Source organism: Desulforhopalus vacuolatus (assembly GCF_016918505.1).
Lineage (GTDB): Bacteria > Desulfobacterota > Desulfobulbia > Desulfobulbales > Desulfocapsaceae > Desulforhopalus > Desulforhopalus vacuolatus.
The window spans coordinates 30,321-50,939 of record NZ_JAFFPZ010000012.1; the positions used below are offsets into that span (position 1 = coordinate 30,321).

Genomic DNA, 20,619 nt, shown 5'->3' on the forward strand with positions numbered 1-20,619 from the left:
TTTACTGTGTAGTAGGTTGGAGCTGAGCCTTAAAGGTGGTTATTACTCTTTTTTGTAAATACAGACGAACCCCTCGAAAAAACTAACAGAGAAACGCCATGAGTGAAAAAGACGGAAAATTCCTGATTCTGAAAAAGAATGCCGGGGAGATTGCCCTTGGCCGCACCAAAAACATGCTTTCCGCTGCGACCAGCATTCTTGCCAATGCTCCTCTAAAACGAAAAACGGAGGGAATTGCCCCTCCCCGGAAGAAGCATGAGGTAGAAGTTGCCAGAGACGTTGGCCCTCATAGAAAAGAGTTTCGAGATCCCACGACCGGTATGGAGTTTGTGCTGGTGAAGGGGGGGTGTTATCAGATGGGGGATACCTTTGGCGAGGGATACAAAGATGAAAAACCGGTGCATGAAGTCTGTGTTGATGATTTCTATATGGGGAAATATGAGGTGACCCAGGGGGAATGGCAAAAGATTATGGGCAGTAATCCAAGTGAATTCAAGAATGGTTATTGTTATCCGGTGGAAAACGTAAGCTGGAATGATATCACTGAGAAATTTCTCCCCAAACTGAACAGAAGCAGCGGAAAATGCTATCGTCTGCCCACGGAAGTGGAGTGGGAGTATGCCGCCCGTGCTGGGGGAAAAAAGGTTCGTTTTGGCAATGGCATAGGTCTTCGCATAGATATTGACACAGATCGTGCTAATCCCCGTGAGATAAATTTTAAGGGGATTGCGAAGTATCAACAGTATTACAGCCAAACGGGAGTGTATCGAGAGAAGACAACGAAGGTTGGCAGCTTTGCTCCCAACAGTCTGGGACTTTATGATATGAGTGGCAACGTCTGGGAATGGTGTTCCGACTGGTACGCTAAGAACTACTATTCCTCAAGTCCTCGTAACAATCCTGAGGGGCCTGATTCAGGTTCAAACCGCGTGATTCGCGGCGGCAGCTGGAGCAATTCCCCGTGGCAAATACGGGCAGCGTTTCGCTCCTGCAACTTGCCGGATTACTCTTTCTTCACCCTTGGCTTCCGGCTTGTTCTCCCAGTTCATTAACGGACTGGTTTCGGAGGCGGATTTGAAAAATGGAACGTGTCTGTGATAAAACGACTTCTTTAAATCTCAACGATTCCATGTTTTTCTTACTCTGTAATAAAAAAAATAAATCTGGAACTGGCTCTGAGGGTGAAATGTGATTCTGTCCCTGAAGGGTGAAAAGTTATCAGAGATCAGGCAGTACGACGTATAACAGCGATGTTTTTTTGCTTGTTTATGCTTCGATAATACATTCTAAAAATGAAAAGTGCCTTTTGGGAAAAAGGCCAGAAAATGTAAAATTCAGGTAGAATTCAACCAGAGAAAACATCATGCAGCAACTGATAAAACGGCTGGAGATTATCAAGGCGGCGATCAGTCTTGAAGATGAGGAGACCATCTCTCTTCAGGTGGATAAGATCCGCTGCAGGTCGGGGGAGGTAGAGGAACTGACTCTTATCCTCTCCTGTCTCGATACCCTGGATTACCCCGAAGCGCTTTCACACATTACCACCTTTCTCAATATTCACACCCCTGTCACTCCATGGGGTGACCCGGAAATCGCTGCCCTCAAGCTGGAGTTGCAGGGGTTGGAGCGCAGACTGATCCTGCTCAGCGGGGAGCGGGATGAATTCCTCTACACCATCGATGGCTTTAACCGTCAGTACAGCGTGTGTCTTGGGGAGATTATCTCCCAAATCCTCAAACTTCAGGTGATGCTTGCCGGGGCGGAAGAGGCAAAGCATATTGGGGACAATGAAGAAACCCGCAAAGAATATGAAAAGGTGAAGGAGAAGGCAGAGGAGCAATATCAGGAGCTGAACAACGCGTACCGGATGAACGATCAGGCCACGGTTGAGGAGATTCTCGTCAGCCTCGAGAGCGGCGCTTTTGTTGCCGCCAGTGAACAAATGGATGACAAAGAAAAACTGCGAACGCATATCAAAGGCCTGCGTCAGCGGGTAGACGAGTTGGCAGCGGAGATTGAGCGGATACAGGAGGACAATATCTGGCAGTTTGTGGTACAGCTTGGCGGGAAATATGATGCGTATTTCACCGAGCAGGAGGCGGCGCTGAAAGAGGAAAGGGAACGGTTGCGGCAGGAATTTCGGAAGATGGTGTGATGGACTAATCCCTCGAAAAAAACTACCAGAGAAATACCATGAGCGGAAAAGACGAAAAATCACTGATTCTGAAGAAGAACGCTGGAGAGATTGCCCTGGGCCGCACCAAAAACATGCTTTCCGCTGTGGACAGCATTCTTGCCAATGCTCCGGCAAAACGAAAAGCGGAGGGAATTGTCACCCCCCCACAGAAGAAACATGAGGTGGACGTTGCCGGAGACGTTGGCTCTTATGGGAAAGAGTTTCGAGATCCCACGACCGGTATGGAGTTTGTGCTGGTGAAGGGAGGGTGTTATCAGATGGGAGATACCTTTGGCGAGGAATACAAAAATGAAAAGCCGGTGCACGAGGTCTGTGTTGATGATTTCTATATGGGGAAATATGAGGTGACCCAGAGGGAATGGCGAAAGATTATGGACAGTGTGGGCAGTAATCCGAGTTACTTTAAGTCGAGCATGTTCAAAAATCGCAATCGTTATCCTGTGGAAACCGTAAGCTGGAACGATATCACCGAAAATTTCCTTTCCAAATTAAACAGGAGCAGTGGGAAAATCTATCGTTTGCCCACGGAAGCGGAGTGGGAGTATGCCGCCCGTGAAGGTGGAAAGAAGGTTCGTTTTGGCAATGGTAAAGATATTGCCGATCCCCGTGAGATAAATTTTAGTGGGCGTGCACATGAGAAAGAGTTTTACAGCCAAACGGGGGTGTGGCGACGCCAGACAACGAAGGTTGGCAGCTTTGCTCCCAACAGTCTGGGACTTTATGATATGAGTGGTAACGTCGAGGAATGGTGTTCTGACTGGTTCAATGAGAACTACTATGATTCAAGCCCTCGCAACAATCCTGAGGGGCCGGATTCTGGTTCTTACCGCGTGTATCGCGGCGGCAGCTGGGGCGATACCCCAAGGAACGTGCGGGCTGCGAATCGTAACTACAACTCGCCGGATTTCTCCAGTAACGACCTTGGATTCCGGCTTGTTCTCCCAGTTCATTAACGGGCTGGTAGGGGATGTGCAGCCCCAAATCTGCCGAAGAATGAAAATCGTTCCTTGTTATAATTTTACCGAGAATTTGTACTGCCCCCAAAAACGCGGGACAAACAGGATGATAAATTCATTTCATTGTAGAAATGTCTGTTGTGGGATGAGGCACCTGTTGTGCTGAAGACGCCCAAATTGGTCGTCTCTACAAAGACCTTTTCCTGGTCTCCTGCTTCCTTTCTCTTGTATCCCTTCTTTCGTCCCTCCCTGTTTAATTTTAAAAATATTTTTCTCAAATGTTTTCGTCTTTCTTCGCGTGTTTAGCGTGTTTCGTTGGCTGCCCAGTCTTTGTCTTTCTGTCTTTTGCCTTTCCCCGTCTCCCGTCTCCTTTCTCCCGCTTTTGCCTTCCTTCGCGTTCTTCGCGGTAAAAAAATTGTCTTATCGCTTTTTGCTTTTCCCAGTCTCCCCCGGCATAAAGTACAGTCTGAAAAAAATTGAGGTTCACACCACCCGGCGAATCGGTGTCCCTTCTGCATAGCGGTTGATGTTCTCTACCACCTGACCGATGAGGTTTGTGATCGCGCTGTCGGATCCCCATGCAATGTGCGGGGTAACAATGAGCTGCGGGAGAGTTGGATCGAGCAGTGGATTGCCGGCGGTCGGCGGCTCCGTGGTCAGCACATCAATTCCTGCTCCCCCGATCCGGCCTGCCCTCAGAGCGTCGGCCAGAGCTGCTTCATCAACCAGTCCTCCGCGGGCGGCATTGATGAGAATGGCATTCTCTTTCATCATTGCCAGCTCGTTTGCTCCGATCAGGTTGCGGGTAGAGTTATTGAGCGGGCAGTGCAGGGTGATGATATCGGCAGTTTTCAGCAGAGTCTCAAGGGGGTGAAAACCCTCACGGATGGAGGTTGCTCCCCGCCGTTCACCAAAGAGAACCTTCATGCCGAGAGCTCCCGCCATCTTTCCAACAGCGCTGCCGAGACTGCCACTGCCGATGATGCCAATGGTGCAGTCGGCGATGTCGCCAATGGGATGAGTGAGGAAGCAGAACTGTCTGCTTTTTGCCCATTCCCCTGCCATAACACCTTTGTGATAGGTGAGGAGGTTGCGGCGCAGGGCGAAGATCATGGCAATGACGTGTTCAGGGACAGATGTTTCGGCGTAGTTCTGGACGTTGCAGACAATAATGCCACGGTCGCGGCAGGCATCAAGGTCAATGATATCGTAGCCAGTGGCTGTGACTGCAATCATCCTCAACTCTGGCAGATGTGCAATGCACTCCCGGCGCAGCGGCACTTTATTGGTCATGATGATTTCTGCTTCTGCTGCCCTTTGTATGATTTCATCCTCTGTTGTACAAGGAAAAGAGGTGTATTCATGGGGAAAAGCAAAGGGGGGAAGGGTGATGTGTTCGGGGATGGTTTCGGCGTCAAGAAAGACGATTTTTCTGGTGCTGTTTTTCATGGCTGTTCTCCGGGGATTCAAGGGATATCTCTTCAGTGTTATATTTTCAATGGAATGCGTGGGATTCCTGTCAACTGTTCCTGTTCTCGGCAGAGAAGACGTAATTTCTCAGAAAACCGTGAACAACAAAAAAACATTTAAGAACAAAAAGTTCATTGAAATTAAACCGGGAAGGACGGAAAAGCAAAAGGCGGTACGGCATTTTTTGTCTTTTTCCATATCTTTTTGAGAAGTTACAGTTTCTCAAAATGAAAAAGGTGCCTGTGCCAATCTTTGTTGAAAAATGATGAAAAAGCGATTGAAAAGAACCAGATATACAATAGGCTGCTGTGGCTTTGATAGGTTTTGGGAGTGAGGGGTACCCTGCTGGGTACCTTGATATTAATTCTACATGTAGAGAACTGATGAAAGTTGAGTTTTGCAAACTGAAAAATGGTGAAGGACTCTCACTGCCGCAGTATCAGACGGCAGGAGCTGCAGGCATGGATATCTGTGCTGCAGTGGAGGACTCCGTTGTCTTACAACCTGGTGAGATTGTTCTTATTCCCGCCGGTTTTGCCATGGCCATCCCTGACGGATTTGAGGCGCAGATACGGCCGCGTTCCGGGCTTGCTGTGAAACATGGAATAACCCTGATTAACAGCCCCGGGACCATCGACAGTGATTATCGCGGTGAAATAAAGATTCCGCTCATTAATCATGGCTGTGAACCCTTTACTTTGTGGCGTGGTGACCGTATTGCTCAGATGGTGCTGGCGAGTGTGGTTCGGGTAGAGGTTGTTGAGGTGAGTGAACTGGACAACACCGATCGGGGTACAGACGGATTTGGACATACTGGAATGGGGAGTGGGGGAGAATGAATTTTTCAGTTCTTGGCAGTGGCAGTAAAGGGAATTGTGTCTATGTCGAGAGTGGCGAGACCGCAGTGTTTATTGATGCCGGATTATCCGGCCGGCAGACCCTGCTCCGGCTTGAGGCGGTAGGGCGCGATGCCAGTCTTGTGCGGGCAATATGTCTCACCCATGAACACAACGACCATATTCACGGTGCCGGTATCATCTCCCGCAAGCTGGAAATCCCGGTTTATGCCAATAAAGGTACGCTCAAGAACGGTCGTAAAAAGATGGGACGACTTTTTAACACGGTGCCCTTTGAAACTGGAGAACACCTTGAAGTCGGTGCCCTTTCGATTCACTCCTTCGCCATCTCCCACGATACTGCCGACCCGGTTGGTTTTGTCGTCAGCGACGGAAAATCCTCTCTTGGTTATCTCACCGACACGGGCAAAACCACCTGCCTGATGGATACCCGGCTTGCTGCCTGTAATGGCTTGATCCTGGAATTTAATCACGACCTGGAAATGTTGAAAAACGGCCCCTATCCGCTGCCATTGCAGCAGCGTGTTCGTTCCAGCAGGGGGCATCTTTGTAATAAGGATGCTGCGGAGTTCCTGCGGGGGGTGCAGAACGGTGTGCTGCGTCATCTGGTGCTCGCCCATTTGAGTGAGAAAAATAATTTGCCCCGGCTCGCGCAGCAGGCGGCCGGGGCAGTTCTCAATGCAGGAGTCGAGCTGCACACCGCCAGCCAGAGTGAACCTCTGGCGATGATTACGCTTTGAGACAAAAACGGGAAGAAAGGCAAAAGCGGGAGAAAGGAGACTCCTTTCTCCTTTCTCCTGTTTCCTTTTTTTCCCTTTTATTTAGGGAGACGGATGCGTTTCTCTTTATCGAGTTTGGGGTTGGGACGGTAGAGGATGACGGTTTTACCGATGAGTTGAACCATCGCTGCATGGGTTTTCTCAGCGAGCAGAGTGGCAGTCTCGTCCTTTTCCATCCCGCTGTTCTGAGAGATTTTCACCTTGAGCAGTTCCCGCAGGGAGAGCTCACTGCTGGCCATCTCGATAAGGCCTTCACTCAGACCTTCCCGACCGATCTGTACCAGCGGGTTGAGTGGATGAGCAAGTCCCTTGAGATATTGTCGTTGTTTTGAGGTGATCTCCGGAGCTGGTGCCAGTTTCTCTTTCTTTTTTGTCTTTTTCAGTAGTTCCATGTCGCATTGTCGACTTTTTCAGCCGACAAGTCCTTTAAAAATTTTTATTCCGCCTACCCAGGTTCCAATCAGAGAACCGATACTGGAGAAGGCAAAAACGAGGAAAATACGTAACAGGCGGTTCTTCCACCAGCCACGTACGGTGGTCATATCATTGCCGGATGTTTCAAGTTCATGGATCATCGGCGGTTGCAGCCACACCTGGGTGAAGGCGCAGACATAGCCCGCTCCGATCACAGGAGTGAGGCTGGTGAAGGGAGCAGTGAGAAAGCCTGCAAGAACTGTTAATGGATGGCCAAAGGCAAGAGCCGCGCCGATGGCCGAAGGAATTCCGTTGGCCAGGAACCAGTAGATCATATTGCTGCCTGCTGCTTCCATTCCTTCACGCCATCCAATGGCGATGATGGATCCAATAATGAGGATCGGAATGCTCCAGCCAGCCACCTTAAATCCGGTGGAGATGGGGGGGATAGTTGTAATCTCTACGAGTTTATCGCGGTTATCTCTATCAAACTTCTTCAGCATTCCCGCCACGTGGCCTGCGCCGACCACCGCAACAAAGCGTTTGCCCGGAGAAGCCTTTATTTTCTCGACAATATATGTGTCACGTTCGTCGATCAAGACCTTCTTCAATTCTGGCAGGCTGCTTCCCATTTCATTGAGCATTTCATCAAGGACATCTTTGTGACGCATCTCCTCAAGCTGTTTTTCGGAAAGTTCTTCCTTCTCGAAAATACCGGCGAAGAGGCTGGCAATAAGCCAGCCCTTGCGCCAGAGAGGCGTACATTTCCATGCCCGGCGCAAGGTGATGCGCACATCACGGTCACAGAGTGAGATCTGCAGATTGTTCTTTCGGGCAATATTTGCGGCGGTGAGCAGTTCCGCACCTGGTTTTACGCCGGTTTTGCTGCCGAGTCGTTTCTGGTAGCTGGCCATCATCAGGTTGACGATCAGTGCCGAGAGCTGCTTGTTTTTGATGACGGTTTTCAGGTCGAGATCTTTCCACACCTTTTCCTGGGTAATCGCCTGGTAGCGTTTCTCATCAAGCTCAAGGCAAACACAGTCCGGTTCCTCACCGGTGAGGACTTCGGTGACCAGGTCCACAGATTCCTGCGAAATGTGGGCGGTCCCGATGAGAAGGATGGTTTTATCACCACAGTGCACTTCGTGGACATCCCGGCCGTATTGATGTGCTGGAAAGGGAGGATCTGGCATTTCTGTAACGGTGTCAGTGGTGTTCATGGATGGGCCTTCTGGGTAACGGCAGGCAAGTACCGGAGAGCATTGAAGTCGCGGAAAAAGTTGTCCCGGATTTAGGGGGGGAATCTCTGAAAAGAAGGCGAAAGCGGGGAGAAAAACAGGTGCTCTTCCATCTATTTCGGATAATTCGCGTCAAAATAGACTGCTGAGTGATTTTCTGCAAGTCGTATCTGCATTTTCAGGAACGGTCTGCAGAAAAGGAGGGGCAGAAGAACTCAACCGCGCTTGATTCTAAGGGTGCGGCCGGATTGGATCTGATTATCTGTCAGATCGTTCCATTTTTTGAGATCAGCTATGGACACTTGAAATTTGAGACAAATCATCCACAGTGAATCTCCGTCCTGCACATGGTACAACTGCGGAGCGCTGTTGGCCATGGCAATCTGAGACCTTTGACTGCGGGGGTTGAGAATCTTTTTCTGTCCCGCCGTAATAAGAGGTTCACCAGCGGGCTGTGCTGCTCTGGCGATTTTGTATTTTGTCGCCTGGGTGGCGGCGATGGTTACGGAACCATTGGTGACGGAACCTGTCTTCTTCATTCCGGAAAGGTCAGAGTAACCGGTCTGATCAATGAAAAGCGCGAGTTGTTTCCCCGCGCGGATGCTGTTTTCGCTCTTCAATCCATTCCATTGCACGAGGAGTTCTTTCGGAACATGATATTTATGAGCGATCCCGCTAACGGTATCTCCGGATTTTATCTTGTACAGGATCAGGCTGTCTTTGAATGCCAGCATCGCACTGCTGGAACCTTTGGGCAAAAGTTTACAGGTGAAAATACTGTAAGGAATACGCAGCTTTTGTCCAGGGATGAGAGTGCTGCTGGTGAGATTGTTGACTCTAAGAAGGGTTGTGGCGTTTATATTATAGCGATTGCAGATTGAAGAGATGGTGTCACCGGCCTTGATCTTGTGATTTTTAAAATCTGTAGTGGCGATGGTGTGCAGGCGTTTCATATTAGACATCGCCACTTTCTTTGTACCTGCGGGAATTTTTATCCGGTAACTCGCGATACTTGCAGGAGTCATCTGTTTACGCAGTTCCGGGTTCAGCTGACGAATCTCTCTGGTACTGGTTCCTGCTGCAAGGGCCACGGCATCCATGCGCATGGAGGGTCCAACGGTAAGGGTATCCCAGTTGAGCGGCTTCTCAAGTTTTACACTGCTAAAACCATATTTTTCGGGATTGCGGGCGATGATAATGGTGGCTATGAGCTTGGGGACATAGCGTTTTGTTTCCATCTGCAGGTGATTGGTGGCAGCAAGCGGCCAGAAATTATTGACACCGTATTTGCGCATCCCCCTGTGGATCTTGCCGGGACCGGCATTATAAGCGGCGACCGCGAGATGCCAGTCGCCAAAGTCACGATAAAGATCACCGAGATAGCTGGCAGCGGCATGCGTTGATTTTTTCACGTTGCGGCGTTCGTCAATCCATTTCGTTACATTAAGGTTATACATGCGACCGGTACTGGCGATGAACTGCCACAGTCCTACGGCATTGGCCTGGGAACGGGCGACGGGATTAAAACCGCTTTCCACCATGGAGAGATAGGCAAGATCTGTGGGGATACCGCAGGCGGCAAATTCCTTCTCCATCATCTCAAGATATCTTCCTGAACGGCAGAGTTTCTGTGCAAAATCCCGGCGCTGACTGGTTTGAAAAAGATGAATATAGGTGCGAACCTGATTATTCAACTCCACCGGGAAGTCGTAAAGCATTTCCTGTGCTTCCCCTGTCTCCATCTTGCGGGTGGGTTGACCTTCGGGCGGTCCCCAGTTTCCCGATTGGGAAAGTGCCTCCACCTCTTCGGCAATATCATGCGTAGATTCAGCGTCTTCCAGCGAGTCTTCTTTCCCTGTAGAGGAAGGAACCGCACTCAAGGAAGTAGTATGACAGGTAACCTTGCGAACATTATCAGCGGTAGCATTATTCTTCAAAGAGGCGCACCCGCTGAGCATGAGCGGGAAAGCTAGTACCGTGGCACAGATCAGCTGCAGCAGATGGCATTTTTGCATGTCAGTTGTTTTTTATGCGAGTAAAGGAGTCGTGAAAAAAAACTCGGGTGTTGAGTTCCAGAGGTAAAGTTGGTAAATAATTCAGTTTCACAGCGGCTTAAAGTAAACATAAAAAAAACTTTTTTCTAAAACAACTTACGGACGTATTCCTCAGATGAGAAACTTTTGACACAGGAGACGGAATGGAACGTTTTGAAATACCGCTGGTTTCAAGGTATATAACAAGCTCGTAGTTAAACCCGATATCCTGACAAAGCGCAACATTTTTAGCGGCTTTTTATGGGTACTTTGAATAATCTTGTATTTCGTTCATATTCGAGGCGCAGGAGAAAATTTACCGGAGGTATATGTTTGATATTCCGAGGATAAATTTTTGACTGTAACGAAGAAGATGGATGAAAGACTGGTTATTCAAGGTACCCTTATGAAGGGGCCGGCTTCCTGAAAATACTTCTTTCCGGTTTCCGTTTTTCCAAAATGATAAAGACAATTATTCGCGTTTCCCTCTTTTTCCTCCTGTTGTTGGTACTGGTTGTCGCTGCCGGTGGTTTCTGGCTGCATCATCTTATTGTTCAGGACCCCGAAGGAGAAATTAAGCCTGAACACATCCAGAGTTTGCTCAGTCGGGAGAGTCATGTTTTCTACAATGACGGAAAAACACCTCTCGGTGTTTTTTTCGATACTGAACATCGGCAGTATGTAAAATTTGAAGACATTCCCAAAGATTTTGTCAATGCTCTCGTCGCTTCTGAAGACAATCGTTTTTTTGAGCACAGGGGCTTTGATCCTGAAAGTATCCTGCGGGCGATGGTGAAAAACATCCAGGCAGGCCGAGTGGTCCAGGGCGGTTCTACCCTCACTCAGCAGACCGCCAAGAATCTCTTCAAAAGATCGGAACGCTCCTACAAGGCCAAATTGCAGGAACTGATCCGTGCTCTTCGTCTTGAACATTTTTACACCAAAGAACAGATTTTTGAGTTTTACGCCAATCAGTTCTATGTCAGTGGCAACGGGCTCGGGCTCGGCATCGCCGCCCGCTACTATTTTGACAAAAAAGCAGAGGATCTTTCCCTTGTGGAGTGTGCCTTTATTGCCGGCAGTGTGAAACGTCCGAACTATTACAATCCTTTTCGCAAAAAAACGGAAGAGGGTGTGGCTCTCGCCAAAAAGCGGGCGCAGACCCGTCTTGGCTACGTCCTTGGAGAAATGCTTGATCTGGGTATGATTGATCAGGCGACTCATGATGAGGCTATTTCTTCCCCCATTGAGTTCAAGAAGGGCAAGGTCGGTTATGCGCTGAATTATGTCATGGAACTGGTACGGGATGCCGTTTCCTCCGATGAGGTGCTTGATGCCCTCGCCGATCACAACATAGATAACATTGCAACCTCCGGGGTTCGCGTTGTAACAACAATAGATAAAGATTTGCAGGAAGAGACTCTCTTCACCCTGCGGCGACATCTCTCCGAGGTGGATGTCTCCATCCGTGATTACAAACGCAGCGCAGTGCAAAAGGAACTTGCTGCCCTTGATTATACCGGTGATTCGGTGGTTGAACCGGGTGCGTTCCTCTTCGGGACTCTCCGCGAAGTGGGAGAGCTGGACGGGAAGACACGGGTCTTTGTCACCCTCGACCAGCAGCTCGGGGTGGGGGTAATTGATCAGGAGGGGCTTGCTGACGTTGCTACCGGGATGGCACGCTTTAACCCTGGCAGCCGCAGGGCTGAGGCTGAAAAAAGCGATTTCGTGGCACTGCTGAAAGAACTTCAACCTGGTGACCGCGTCTGGGTTCGGGTGGTAAAAGCTCCTTCCGAAACTGAAAACACAAAAGGTGAGACTGTCCGTGAAGGCGAATTAAAACTCGCCCTTGCCCGCTATCCGCAGATTCAGGGGGGGGCAATTGTGGTGCGTGACGGACGTATTATCTCCATGGCCGGAGGGACAGAAAACCGCTTCTTTAACCGCGCTTTCTATGCCCGCCGAACCATGGGATCAGCTTTTAAGCCCCTTGTCTATACAGCGGCGGTTCAGCTTGGATGGAATTCTGCCGACCTGTTGCGCAATGCACGTACCGTCTTTAACTATCAGGGGACACCTTATTTTCCCCGGCCTGATCACATCAGTCCCTTTGCCGAGGTTTCGATGAACTGGGCAGGAGTGAAATCTGAAAACATCGCTTCTATCTGGCTGCTTGATCACCTCTGTGACAAACTCAATCGTGCTCAGTTTCGGGAGGTGGCCGATCAGCTTGGCTTCACACCGCAGCGGGTGAGTGGCCAGACTGAATCCTACCGTTCCTACGTTGCCCGCATGCAGAAGATCATTGGCATTACTGTTGGTAGAAGGGCCCTCGACACAGCAGCGTACAGCCGTGCAGTAAAGGCACTGGAGGCGGATTTTGTTTTTGACGGCATGGGCGCAGAGTATGAGCGGCTGCGCGACCTTCCGTATGGCGGGAATTTTTCATCCCTCTTCACATCTTTACAGGAACAGATAGAACGAACAGATGACGCGAAAAAGAGGGCAGAATTGTTTCAACGACGGGGGATGCTGGGGCAAAGCTATCTGCAGCTGCAGCAGCAGCGCCAACCCCTTGAAACCTTTCAGGCGGCGGTGTCCTCCGAGCTTGCACGTCCTCTCGGCTTCTTTGAAAAGCATCAACCGATCCATGGTCCTCTTTATAAAGGGATGATTGACGGTACGTTTTACTTTTCACCGAAAAGTACAGAAAAAATGGCCCTCTTTGACGGCGATACGCTCATACAGTATCTGGAGAACAGGAGTGAGACTGAACGGCGTCTCTTCTGGGAGGGCATTCACGTCGGGACATCCGGGATAAGCAGCCAGGCGGTCGACCGGGTCAACAAACAGCTTCAACTGGAACTGGCTGAGCTTTCCGACAGGCGTCCTTACGACTTTGAGGTCCTGGAGAATATTCCTGATTTCCGCGTTGCGCTTGGACTGCACTATGTTGTTCAACTCGGTCATAAAATGGGCGTCAGCAGCGATCTGCAGCCGGTGCTTTCCTTTCCCCTCGGCTCTAACGTGGTTACTCCCTTTGAGATGACCCGCCTTTATGAGACAATAGTGAGTGGCAGTCTTGTCACCTGGGGCGGGCGACGGAGCTTTGCCGACGGTGTCGACCCGGTGGAAGATCAACCCGATTCCTTGAGTATTATTGACCATATTGAGTCCGCAGACGGAGACCTCCTCTATCAGCCGATGCGACGTGCCCGCCGCATCGTTGATGCAAAGACCAGTATGGAGATCAACTCCATTCTTGGAAATGTCATCCATTTTGGTACCGGCAACTACGCCTGGAACAGGGTGCGCTACATTAATCCGGAGAAAAAACTCGACCTGCCGGTTCCTCTGTTTGGTAAGACGGGTACTGCCAATAATTATACCAACGGTTCTTTTTTCGGCTTTGTACCGGTAGTCGACAGCTCTGGCAAAGGGATGACCCTGCAGGGCGGTTATGCCGTGGGCGTTTATGTCGGGTTCGACAACAACACTTCCATGCGCCACGGCAGGCTGCATATCAGTGGCTCCAACGGCGCTCTGCCCACATGGAGCGATATCGCCAGTACCATTCTCAAGAAGGAGGGCATGGTGCAGAAACTTGATCCGCAGGCGCTTTCAGCGTATGGTCCGACTCTGCTCCGGCCGGAACTCGGACAGCTTAATCTCAGGGTTGATCGTAATACCGGCGGTCGGGTTGCCATCCCTGCCACGATTGAGGAAGATGGTACCCGGGCAATTCGCACCTTCGGCCGGGTAAATAATCCTGGCCACTTCAGTGCCGCCTCTTTTTTCAAACCCTTCTGGAGCAATGACAAGGCTCAGACCTTGAGCCGCAGACCGGTAGATATCGTTAAAGAGGAGAACGTCGAACTGTAACGGCGCGGAAAGGGCGGAAAAGGGGAGGCGGGAGACGGGCAATTATTCAATATCTTCCCATAAGACCGGATCCGGTGACATCCTTCAGGTGGAACTGAAAACCCTGTAATTTTATCAATGGTACGAATATGAAAAAGATAATAGTCAGTGCGTTTCTCACCCTCGGAATGACTGGTCTCACCGGTTGTACCATGGAACATCCCCGTTTTTATCCGCAACCCGCTGTGCAGCAGTTTGCTGAAGAGCCAGCTGTTACCTCTTCTGAGTTTTTGGGGGATATGACAGAGGAGGAACCGGTAAAGAAAGAGATGGATGTGATGATGCCGGATCTTGACTATGTCAACGGGCGAATTCTCGAATACAATCGCAAGTTCAATCGCTGGAATGAGCTCGACCGCAGATCAGCGGGCGCGAACCTCAGTAAAAAGAAATCAGAAGATATGGTGCGTTGTTTTCGTCGTATGCAGACTATCACCAACTCCTTCAATACTCTGCGCTCTCAGATGCTTTCTGCCCGGGGTGACGACATTGCGATCAGTCGAGAGCAGTTTCTTGAACTCCAGAAAAGTGATGTCTCTTTCCTCGAAAGCCGCTGCGGTGTCATGCTTAATCAGGAGGCTGATGTTCCTCTGCCGGGCACGAAATTCAAGGCTGACCTTGCCAACTTTGAGAATCTCATCGAACGCAACTCTGCGGCCGGAGAATATGAGCAGGTGGTGCAGGTGTGGCTGGAGATCCCCGAAGAGTTGTCGCGTCGGGTCAGTATCAGAACGCGCATCAGATACGGAAACGCGCTGATGTATCTGCATCAGGAAGAACGGGCGGCACTGGTGTATGCCGAGATCGTTGATAAGATATCCAACTCAAAAGAGCAGGCGATAGACCTTATTTCTCTGCGCCGGGTTCTGGCCGACCTTTACACTGCGGCTGATGATTATGATGCGGCCCGCAAACAGTATCAAAAGATCTCTGAGGAGTATAAACATCCCGGGCGTGTTGAGACGTGGGTGCGGGTACAGCTCTCCATGCTTGACCGTGCTGCTTTCGGTTCTCCGGAGTTGGCGGAATATTCTGCACTGCTGCGCAATTTCCTCGGTTTTATTCCAAAGAAAGACGGTTTCAGCGTAATATGGCAGGCGGAAAAGTTTCTCTCCGACTACCCCTACTCGCCAGCATCTTCCAACGTCGACTCTATCAGGGAAATCGTTGTCAACCTCGAGAATGAATGGTTTAACGGTTTCCTCGTACAGGTGAATGAGCTCAACGCCACAGGCAGGTTCCAGGAGGCACAGGATCTGCTGAAGACAATCCCTGCTGATATCATCAGCTCGGAACAGCAGTTGCAACTGAAGGAAATTCAACTCGCTTTGACGGTCAGCAGGGAGACTGTACAGTTGCAGGACACGCAAGATGCACAGGAACGCTGGAATGATGCGATGACGTTTGCCCGCGACGGAAAATATGATGAGGCTATCGCTGCTGTTTCTGCTCTGAGTGATACGGTGTACGCCACGAAGGCAGAGGTGAAACTTAAGGAGCTGACTGAAGAGGCGGTACAAAATGCGCGTCGCCGCGCGGCGCAACTCTTTATGCGCTTTACGGAAAGTCAGGATCCTGCAGTGAAAAAGCAGCTGCTGGAAGAGAGCCGCGATATACTGCAGGGCATTTTGCAGAAGTATCCTGCATCTGATCTTCGCAGCAAGGTGATTGATAATCTGGACAAGGTCAGGCAAAGTCTTAATGAACTCGAATCCGCCGGCGTCCCTGTGCAGCCCGGTACTCCGGCTGATGGTGTTGATTCCGCCTTTGAAAGAGAGGGTGCAGAGTGGACGCAACCGGTGGAGATCAGATATTCCACTGATATGCTCCCTGCGCAGTGATACCATTCCTATTAAGTTCTGATCTTACTAAATGCCATTTTCTATTGGCGAATGTAAAGGCAGGGACGGGAAAAGGGAGAAAGGAGACGGGAGACAGGAAAAAGCAAAAGACGGAACAGCGAAAAACTTTTTGCCAAAGGAAATCTCTAAACATGCGAATAAAGGTAAAAAACTTTAAAAAAAGATTTTAAAATTAAACAGAGAATTGCTGTCAGTTTATTCCATGCGTTACAATTCATTCCACCGTTATCATTACGTTTATCGTCACCGTGTAGACAAGGCATGCCTTGTCTCTACAACACCATTACTGGGATCACTGTTGTGCCGATTTTTCCTGTCTCCCGTCTCCCGTCTCCCGTCTCCCTTTTTCTTTCTCCCTTTATTCCGCGAGGGTCATCTGCAATGCCCCGTCTGTCACCTTGAGTGATGTTACCCCGGCGGCGAACTGCTTCCAGAAACCATCGGCGGCGCCACTCTGTTCCACAAGATCGACGTTTTTCAATCCTCCAAGCCAGGCCGCAGGCACCGGAAGCCCCATCAGACTTACTCCTTTGATAATGACAACGGGATGCCCGTTTTCGTAGGTAAGCCGGGCTCCGGCCTTGATCTTCAAGGTTTTGCCGCCGAGAACAGGGACGTCTTTATCGAGGGACAGGCGTATCCGCAGGCTGACCATATCATCAGAGAAATCGACTGCCACCTTGTTGGCGAGATCGGTGTTGTTGGCCAGTAAAGCATTTACTTCCCGCTCGGTAAGATTGATGGTGCGTGAGGCACCTTCCTCGGAATATTTTTCCGGCTGAAGTACTCCGTTTTGGACCTCGTCATCATCAGTCGAAGCTGTGGGATTCCTCTTCGCCGGAGTGCTTTCCGTTCTGCGCAGGGATCCCTCGAATTCGGCAAGTTTATTGTCCAGCACCGTCTGTTCCTGGGAGGTCAATACCACCGGCTGCAGGGGGGAGGCAAAGAAAGTGCTCTTAATGATCCAGCCGGTAACGGCAGCGGTAACAACCATTACTGCCAGCATCATTAGAATCAGATGACTCCATTTAAAACCTCTACGCTGCTGTTCTGGTTGCAGGTGGAGAGAAGGCGAAAACGGTTCTTTAATCTCGGATGGCTGTTTCATGTTTGCTCCTGTGTAAAAAGATTGGATATTTCCAACGGAAAATTTTTATCAACTCTTTTCCTCCACGCTCATGGGAATCGCGATGTCAATCGCGATGTCAATCGCGAATTGATGGCATATTTTGTTCTTCGACCGTCACTTCCTCCATGGTATTTCTGTGCCATGATGTATATTATGCACGTTGAAACCTGTAATAGTTTCAATAACATATTATACACACTTTGCAAAATTCGGAGGGAATCATGAGTAAAGTTCTTGTTGCTCTTGCAGAAGGGTTTGAAACGGTAGAAGCACTGGCAGTGGTTGACGTTATGCGACGTGGCGGGGTTGAAGTGGTTACCGCTTCAATTGGTGAAAATCAGCAGGTGAACTCTTCTCATAAAGTACAGGTTACTGCCGACAAAATGATTCATGAGTGCATGGATTCTCAGTGGGATCTCATCGTCATCCCCGGCGGCGTTAAGGGTTCAGAAAATCTTGCCAAATCCCCCGAAGTGGAAAAACTTCTGAAGAACCAGAACGCACAAGGGCGGCTCTTCGGTGGTATCTGCGCCGCTCCTGCTGTAGTGCTTGAAAAACAGGGCCTGCTGGAGGGTAAAAAAGCTGCCTGCCATCCCGCTTTTATGGATAAGATTGCTCCAGAGCGGCGGCAGGATGAAGGGGTTGTCGTCGCCGGGAACTGCGTCACCGGACGTGGTGCAGGCTGGTCCATTCCCTTTGCCCTTGAGATGCTCGAAAAGCTGGAAGGCAAAGAAAAACGCGAGGCTGTTGAGCAAGGGATGGCACTGCGCTGATTTTTTTTCAGGGGAAAGGTTTTGCTCTTTCCCTTTACTCTTCTGAAGTCAACGGAAGAGGTGCCACCGGCAGATTTTTCAGCATGCTGTCATTGCCAAAGGTGCGCAGAGTCAGTTCGTAGGTGAAGCCCCACAGATAGTAATCGTCCAGTGGCCAGGAGGGATAGTACCTGCCCGGCAGCCGGCCCGGCATCATCTCCCTCATGGCGTGGCCATACGGACTGAGAAAGTCGGCTATCTTCACCCAGCATGCCCCCTGTATCTCTCGTTGTTGAAGGGTGAGAGAGGGGCGGTGGTCCAGACGAAAATGGAAGGGATGTACCGGCACCGGATGTTTGGTACTGCGGGCGGCGGGAGTCGTTGGCAGTGTCTCAACCAGAGCCCTGGGGGAGAGTTCAATGCCGCACTCCTCACAGGTTTCACGGATGGCGGTGGAGAGTGGAGAACCGTCGTCAGTCTGGCAGCGACCTCCAGGAAATGCGTATTGTGCCGACCAGTGATCATTTTTACTGGCACTGCGGCGTAACACCAGTACCTCGCGGACCGGCTTTACAATCTCAATAATGGCTACTGCGGCAGCCCGGGGCACTTCATTTTTTCTGTAGTCATTCATATCATTTACATTCGTATTGTAAAAGTAAAGGAAAGGCAGAGAATCTGTTCTCTGCCTTTTCCACGTTTAATTTAAAAAACAAGGAGTAGAAACAATGGGCAAGCCCCAATTCGCAACAGTTACAGTAATTCTTCCCTCTGGCCGCCTGTCGGTTGAAATGATGGAGGTGGCGCAGGAGGTCGCTGTAAAATATGGACTTGGAATCTATTTCTCACTGTCGCAGAACCTTCGTCTCACCGGCGTAAAGGATGAAGACCTGGAGGCAGTCAAGGTTCCATTTGCCGCCCTTGGAGCAACCTTTAAGACACCAGGTGTTCTCCATAAACCACGTATCTGCACCGGAGAAAAATACTGCTGCCTCGGAAAATATGATACTGAGGCGCTGAGTGATCATATTCTCGCACTTTACGCTGAAATCCCCACTAAACCCAAGCTTAAAATTGCTCTCGCCGGTTGCAAAAATATGTGCTCCAATCCGCTGACAACCGATATCGGAGTGGTCGGCACCAATAAGGGGTTTGATATTTACGCTGGCGGCCGCGGTGGCAGCAGACCTGCCATCGGCAGGAGAGTCGGGAAAGATGTCGATGAGAAAACCGTGCTGGAGATGGTTGGGAAGATCATCGAATATCACAACGGTGTTGATGCAAAGAAACTGCGCCTCTGTCAATGGACTGATAATACTGCTTTCCCTTACGCGGAGGTCTGAATCTTTTCACCCTGAAAAATACAATTCCCCAAAAAACTCCGGACAATGAAAGTCCGGAGTTTTTGTTTGTATCGGATTCCACGAAAGGTAGTGGGGTTGTTTCTGGTGGTCGCCGCATTTATAGAAGTTGGCGCGGGCCCTTACTCCGTTCAGGGAAGGAACTCCGCTGAGGGAGAAAATCGCGGCGGGGATTCTCAGCTCCACAAACCAGCGTGTTGTCCCCGGCAACTCCAGTGGCCGGTGGCCGAGGGACGGTGTGGTGATGATCTCCTGCAGAAGATTCTCCGGCAGCAGTGTCCTTTGCTCACGGTTTGGCCCCCATGCCGCATGTAACACACCGATGCAGTTGCATTCAATATTAAAGTAGTTGTGCTTGTCAAAAGAGATAAAAAATTCCACGCAACTGTCCTGCCATACGGGACCATTTGCATGGGTGGTTACCGCCCGGCACTCCTCCTCTTCCGTATCAAAACGCAGTGTGATGGCATCACCGCTGTGGCTGATAGTGAAAGTGACAGCAGCACACTGCGGAAAATCCCAGTTATTGCAGTCTACCGCTGCTGTTATCGTGTTGCCATTGGCGATTTCAACTCTTTTCATTCCGTATCTCTTTTGTTTACTTTTCAAAAAGTTATGGGAAAAGACAAAGAATTTCACCGCGGTGAAAAAAACTTTTTAATATCTGTAAACTGTGACAATTCCGGTAATCCAGCCATATTTATTTGAATGGCTCTGCTGTATCTTCCAGAGTCTTCTCTATCTGTATGAGCGCAGACGCCAGGTTTGCCATGTTGTGCTCTTTGACAGCATTTTCATGCTCAACAAAATTGAACCTGACTTCCACGATTCTGGGATTGATATTTGGACTAAATGACAATTTTCGGGCTGTTTTCGTAATATGTCTGAGATAAAGTAATACTTCACCATGCTCCCAGATACGATAAATTTTTAAACCTTCACAATTTTGCTGTCTTTTTGATTTGGATAGAGAATGATAACCTGTAACTGGTGATGGATCATAGGCATATACAGTCTCTATACGATGTGATGCATACGCAGCCTGCTGTGCCAACCCACCTCCGAGAGAATGTCCTGCCGAAATAAATTTAATATTTTCAGTAGATTCAGCGATGTTTTGCTCAATCAGGTGATTTTCTATTGCTTCTATATACGTATCAATTTGAAGAATAGTCTGTTCGTATGCATTGTGGACCAAAGGTATAAAACGAGTAATCCAATTAAAATTAGCATACCAATCCCTCCATTTTTTAAATCGTGTACCTCGAAAAATTATCGTTACGTACGTTATTCCACCCTCGTGCTTGTAGTACGAAGCAACTTTGAGTTCTTTAACCCATTTTCCTTTTTTGTTGGGTCTGTAGCTATCAAACTCTAAGTCCAGAATACTCCACTTTTTCAGGGTATCAGGAAAAAGCTTCTTTGCATTATCATTCTTTTCATAAACAACTGCGCTTAAAGCAGCATACTGAGAAAGGTATTTGAGGGCAGTATCATGTTTTCCATTTAATACATCAGTCACTGATATTTGCTCATCACCAGATCTAATAATGGCCGTATCTTTACTCTGTTTCAACATTATAATACCCCCTTACCCCCCTTGAATTTGATTTATACCATTCCTATTAAGTTGTAACCCGTTTTGCATCC

17 protein-coding genes are annotated in these 20,619 nt (G+C 49.4%); 9 read left to right on the plus strand and 8 right to left on the minus strand.

Features of this window, described 5'->3' with window-relative positions:
• The first annotated feature begins 98 nt into the window (after positions 1 to 98).
• From JWG39_RS09150 to JWG39_RS09160, 3 genes are all read left to right on the plus strand, one after another.
• Positions 99 to 1,052 (plus strand): formylglycine-generating enzyme family protein, encoded by a 954-nt coding sequence (locus tag JWG39_RS09150; protein ID WP_205219092.1) that lies wholly within the window; start codon positions 99 to 101, stop codon positions 1,050 to 1,052.
• A 311-nt stretch (positions 1,053 to 1,363) separates the two neighbouring features.
• On the plus strand, positions 1,364 to 2,155 hold the full coding sequence (locus tag JWG39_RS09155; protein WP_205219093.1) for a hypothetical protein: 792 nt from the start codon (positions 1,364 to 1,366) through the stop codon (positions 2,153 to 2,155).
• Positions 2,156 to 2,193: 38 nt separating this feature from the next.
• Positions 2,194 to 3,150 carry a formylglycine-generating enzyme family protein gene (locus tag JWG39_RS09160; RefSeq protein WP_205219094.1) on the plus strand — a complete coding sequence of 319 codons (957 nt, stop codon included), beginning with the start codon at positions 2,194 to 2,196 and terminating at the stop codon, positions 3,148 to 3,150.
• 486 nt (positions 3,151 to 3,636) lie between these two features.
• On the opposite strand, the gene JWG39_RS09165 is transcribed toward JWG39_RS09160, so the two are convergent.
• Entirely contained in the window at positions 3,637 to 4,602 is a 966-nt protein-coding gene (locus JWG39_RS09165) for a D-2-hydroxyacid dehydrogenase (protein ID WP_205219095.1), read from the minus strand.
• A gap of 404 nt (positions 4,603 to 5,006) precedes the next feature.
• On the opposite strand from JWG39_RS09165, the gene dut reads away from it, so the two are divergent.
• Positions 5,007 to 5,462, plus strand: a complete 456-nt coding sequence (gene dut, locus JWG39_RS09170) for a dUTP diphosphatase (protein WP_205219096.1) — start codon at positions 5,007 to 5,009, stop codon at positions 5,460 to 5,462.
• Complete coding sequence (locus JWG39_RS09175) at positions 5,459 to 6,220, plus strand: MBL fold metallo-hydrolase (RefSeq protein WP_205219097.1); 762 nt, start codon at positions 5,459 to 5,461, stop codon at positions 6,218 to 6,220. Before dut ends, JWG39_RS09175 begins: the two co-directional genes overlap by 4 nt.
• A 77-nt stretch (positions 6,221 to 6,297) precedes the next feature.
• Here the strand turns inward: JWG39_RS09175 and yhbY are convergent, their stop codons facing one another.
• From yhbY to JWG39_RS09190, 3 genes are all read right to left on the minus strand, one after another.
• Entirely contained in the window at positions 6,298 to 6,651 is a 354-nt protein-coding gene (gene yhbY / locus JWG39_RS09180; protein ID WP_205219098.1) for a ribosome assembly RNA-binding protein YhbY, read from the minus strand.
• 18 nt (positions 6,652 to 6,669) lie between these two features.
• Positions 6,670 to 7,893 (minus strand): TraB/GumN family protein, encoded by a 1,224-nt coding sequence (locus tag JWG39_RS09185; RefSeq protein ID WP_240192068.1) that lies wholly within the window; start codon positions 7,891 to 7,893, stop codon positions 6,670 to 6,672.
• Between the two features lie 233 nt (positions 7,894 to 8,126).
• The gene (locus tag JWG39_RS09190; protein ID WP_205219099.1) at positions 8,127 to 9,926 is read right to left on the minus strand and encodes a lytic transglycosylase; all 1,800 of its coding nucleotides are present in this window, start codon (positions 9,924 to 9,926) and stop codon (positions 8,127 to 8,129) included.
• A 477-nt stretch (positions 9,927 to 10,403) separates the two neighbouring features.
• On the opposite strand from JWG39_RS09190, the gene JWG39_RS09195 reads away from it, so the two are divergent.
• Together JWG39_RS09195 and JWG39_RS09200 are read left to right on the plus strand one after the other, a co-directional pair.
• Positions 10,404 to 13,826, plus strand: coding sequence for a transglycosylase domain-containing protein (locus JWG39_RS09195; RefSeq protein WP_205219100.1), 3,423 nt, complete (start codon positions 10,404 to 10,406; stop codon positions 13,824 to 13,826).
• Between the two features lie 128 nt (positions 13,827 to 13,954).
• Complete coding sequence (locus JWG39_RS09200; protein WP_205219101.1) at positions 13,955 to 15,706, plus strand: hypothetical protein; 1,752 nt, start codon at positions 13,955 to 13,957, stop codon at positions 15,704 to 15,706.
• Positions 15,707 to 16,085: 379 nt separating this feature from the next.
• On the opposite strand, the gene JWG39_RS09205 is transcribed toward JWG39_RS09200, so the two are convergent.
• On the minus strand, positions 16,086 to 16,835 hold the full coding sequence (locus JWG39_RS09205) for an arginine N-succinyltransferase (protein ID WP_205219102.1): 750 nt from the start codon (positions 16,833 to 16,835) through the stop codon (positions 16,086 to 16,088).
• A 242-nt stretch (positions 16,836 to 17,077) separates the two neighbouring features.
• Between JWG39_RS09205 and JWG39_RS09210 the strand changes: the two genes are divergently transcribed.
• Positions 17,078 to 17,629: a DJ-1 family glyoxalase III gene (locus JWG39_RS09210; protein WP_205219103.1), complete on the plus strand. Its 552-nt coding sequence runs from the start codon at positions 17,078 to 17,080 to the stop codon at positions 17,627 to 17,629.
• Positions 17,630 to 17,663: 34 nt separating this feature from the next.
• Here the strand turns inward: JWG39_RS09210 and JWG39_RS09215 are convergent, their stop codons facing one another.
• Complete coding sequence (locus tag JWG39_RS09215) at positions 17,664 to 18,242, minus strand: NUDIX hydrolase (RefSeq protein ID WP_205219104.1); 579 nt, start codon at positions 18,240 to 18,242, stop codon at positions 17,664 to 17,666.
• A gap of 94 nt (positions 18,243 to 18,336) precedes the next feature.
• On the opposite strand from JWG39_RS09215, the gene JWG39_RS09220 reads away from it, so the two are divergent.
• Positions 18,337 to 18,951: a ferredoxin-like domain-containing protein gene (locus JWG39_RS09220; RefSeq protein ID WP_205219105.1), complete on the plus strand. Its 615-nt coding sequence runs from the start codon at positions 18,337 to 18,339 to the stop codon at positions 18,949 to 18,951.
• A 6-nt stretch (positions 18,952 to 18,957) separates the two neighbouring features.
• On the opposite strand, the gene JWG39_RS09225 is transcribed toward JWG39_RS09220, so the two are convergent.
• Both JWG39_RS09225 and JWG39_RS09230 read right to left on the minus strand, forming a co-directional pair.
• Positions 18,958 to 19,551, minus strand: coding sequence for a carbohydrate-binding family 9-like protein (locus tag JWG39_RS09225; RefSeq protein ID WP_205219106.1), 594 nt, complete (start codon positions 19,549 to 19,551; stop codon positions 18,958 to 18,960).
• A gap of 118 nt (positions 19,552 to 19,669) precedes the next feature.
• Positions 19,670 to 20,548, minus strand: a complete 879-nt coding sequence (locus tag JWG39_RS09230) for a Tle-like phospholipase domain-containing protein (protein WP_205219107.1) — start codon at positions 20,546 to 20,548, stop codon at positions 19,670 to 19,672.
• Between the last annotated feature and the right edge of the window lie 71 nt (positions 20,549 to 20,619).

Excerpts from the sequence above, each read along its gene's own strand:
- JWG39_RS09190 (WP_205219099.1), bottom strand. The coding sequence starts at position 9,926 with ATGCAAAAATGCCATCTGCTGCAGCTGATCTGTGCCACGGTACTAGCT.
- JWG39_RS09210 (WP_205219103.1), top strand. The coding sequence starts at position 17,078 with ATGAGTAAAGTTCTTGTTGCTCTTGCAGAAGGGTTTGAAACGGTAGAA.
- JWG39_RS09225 (WP_205219106.1), bottom strand. The coding sequence starts at position 19,551 with ATGAAAAGAGTTGAAATCGCCAATGGCAACACGATAACAGCAGCGGTA.
- JWG39_RS09150 (WP_205219092.1), top strand. The coding sequence starts at position 99 with ATGAGTGAAAAAGACGGAAAATTCCTGATTCTGAAAAAGAATGCCGGG.
- JWG39_RS09230 (WP_205219107.1), bottom strand. The coding sequence starts at position 20,548 with ATGTTGAAACAGAGTAAAGATACGGCCATTATTAGATCTGGTGATGAG.
- JWG39_RS09200 (WP_205219101.1), top strand. The coding sequence starts at position 13,955 with ATGAAAAAGATAATAGTCAGTGCGTTTCTCACCCTCGGAATGACTGGT.
- JWG39_RS09195 (WP_205219100.1), top strand. The coding sequence starts at position 10,404 with ATGATAAAGACAATTATTCGCGTTTCCCTCTTTTTCCTCCTGTTGTTG.
- JWG39_RS09185 (WP_240192068.1), bottom strand. The coding sequence starts at position 7,893 with ATGAACACCACTGACACCGTTACAGAAATGCCAGATCCTCCCTTTCCA.
- JWG39_RS09155 (WP_205219093.1), top strand. The coding sequence starts at position 1,364 with ATGCAGCAACTGATAAAACGGCTGGAGATTATCAAGGCGGCGATCAGT.
- JWG39_RS09175 (WP_205219097.1), top strand. The coding sequence starts at position 5,459 with ATGAATTTTTCAGTTCTTGGCAGTGGCAGTAAAGGGAATTGTGTCTAT.
- JWG39_RS09220 (WP_205219105.1), top strand. The coding sequence starts at position 18,337 with ATGGGCAAGCCCCAATTCGCAACAGTTACAGTAATTCTTCCCTCTGGC.
- dut (WP_205219096.1), top strand. The coding sequence starts at position 5,007 with ATGAAAGTTGAGTTTTGCAAACTGAAAAATGGTGAAGGACTCTCACTG.
- JWG39_RS09160 (WP_205219094.1), top strand. The coding sequence starts at position 2,194 with ATGAGCGGAAAAGACGAAAAATCACTGATTCTGAAGAAGAACGCTGGA.
- JWG39_RS09205 (WP_205219102.1), bottom strand. The coding sequence starts at position 16,835 with ATGAAACAGCCATCCGAGATTAAAGAACCGTTTTCGCCTTCTCTCCAC.
- JWG39_RS09165 (WP_205219095.1), bottom strand. The coding sequence starts at position 4,602 with ATGAAAAACAGCACCAGAAAAATCGTCTTTCTTGACGCCGAAACCATC.
- JWG39_RS09215 (WP_205219104.1), bottom strand. The coding sequence starts at position 18,242 with ATGAATGACTACAGAAAAAATGAAGTGCCCCGGGCTGCCGCAGTAGCC.
- yhbY (WP_205219098.1), bottom strand. The coding sequence starts at position 6,651 with ATGGAACTACTGAAAAAGACAAAAAAGAAAGAGAAACTGGCACCAGCT.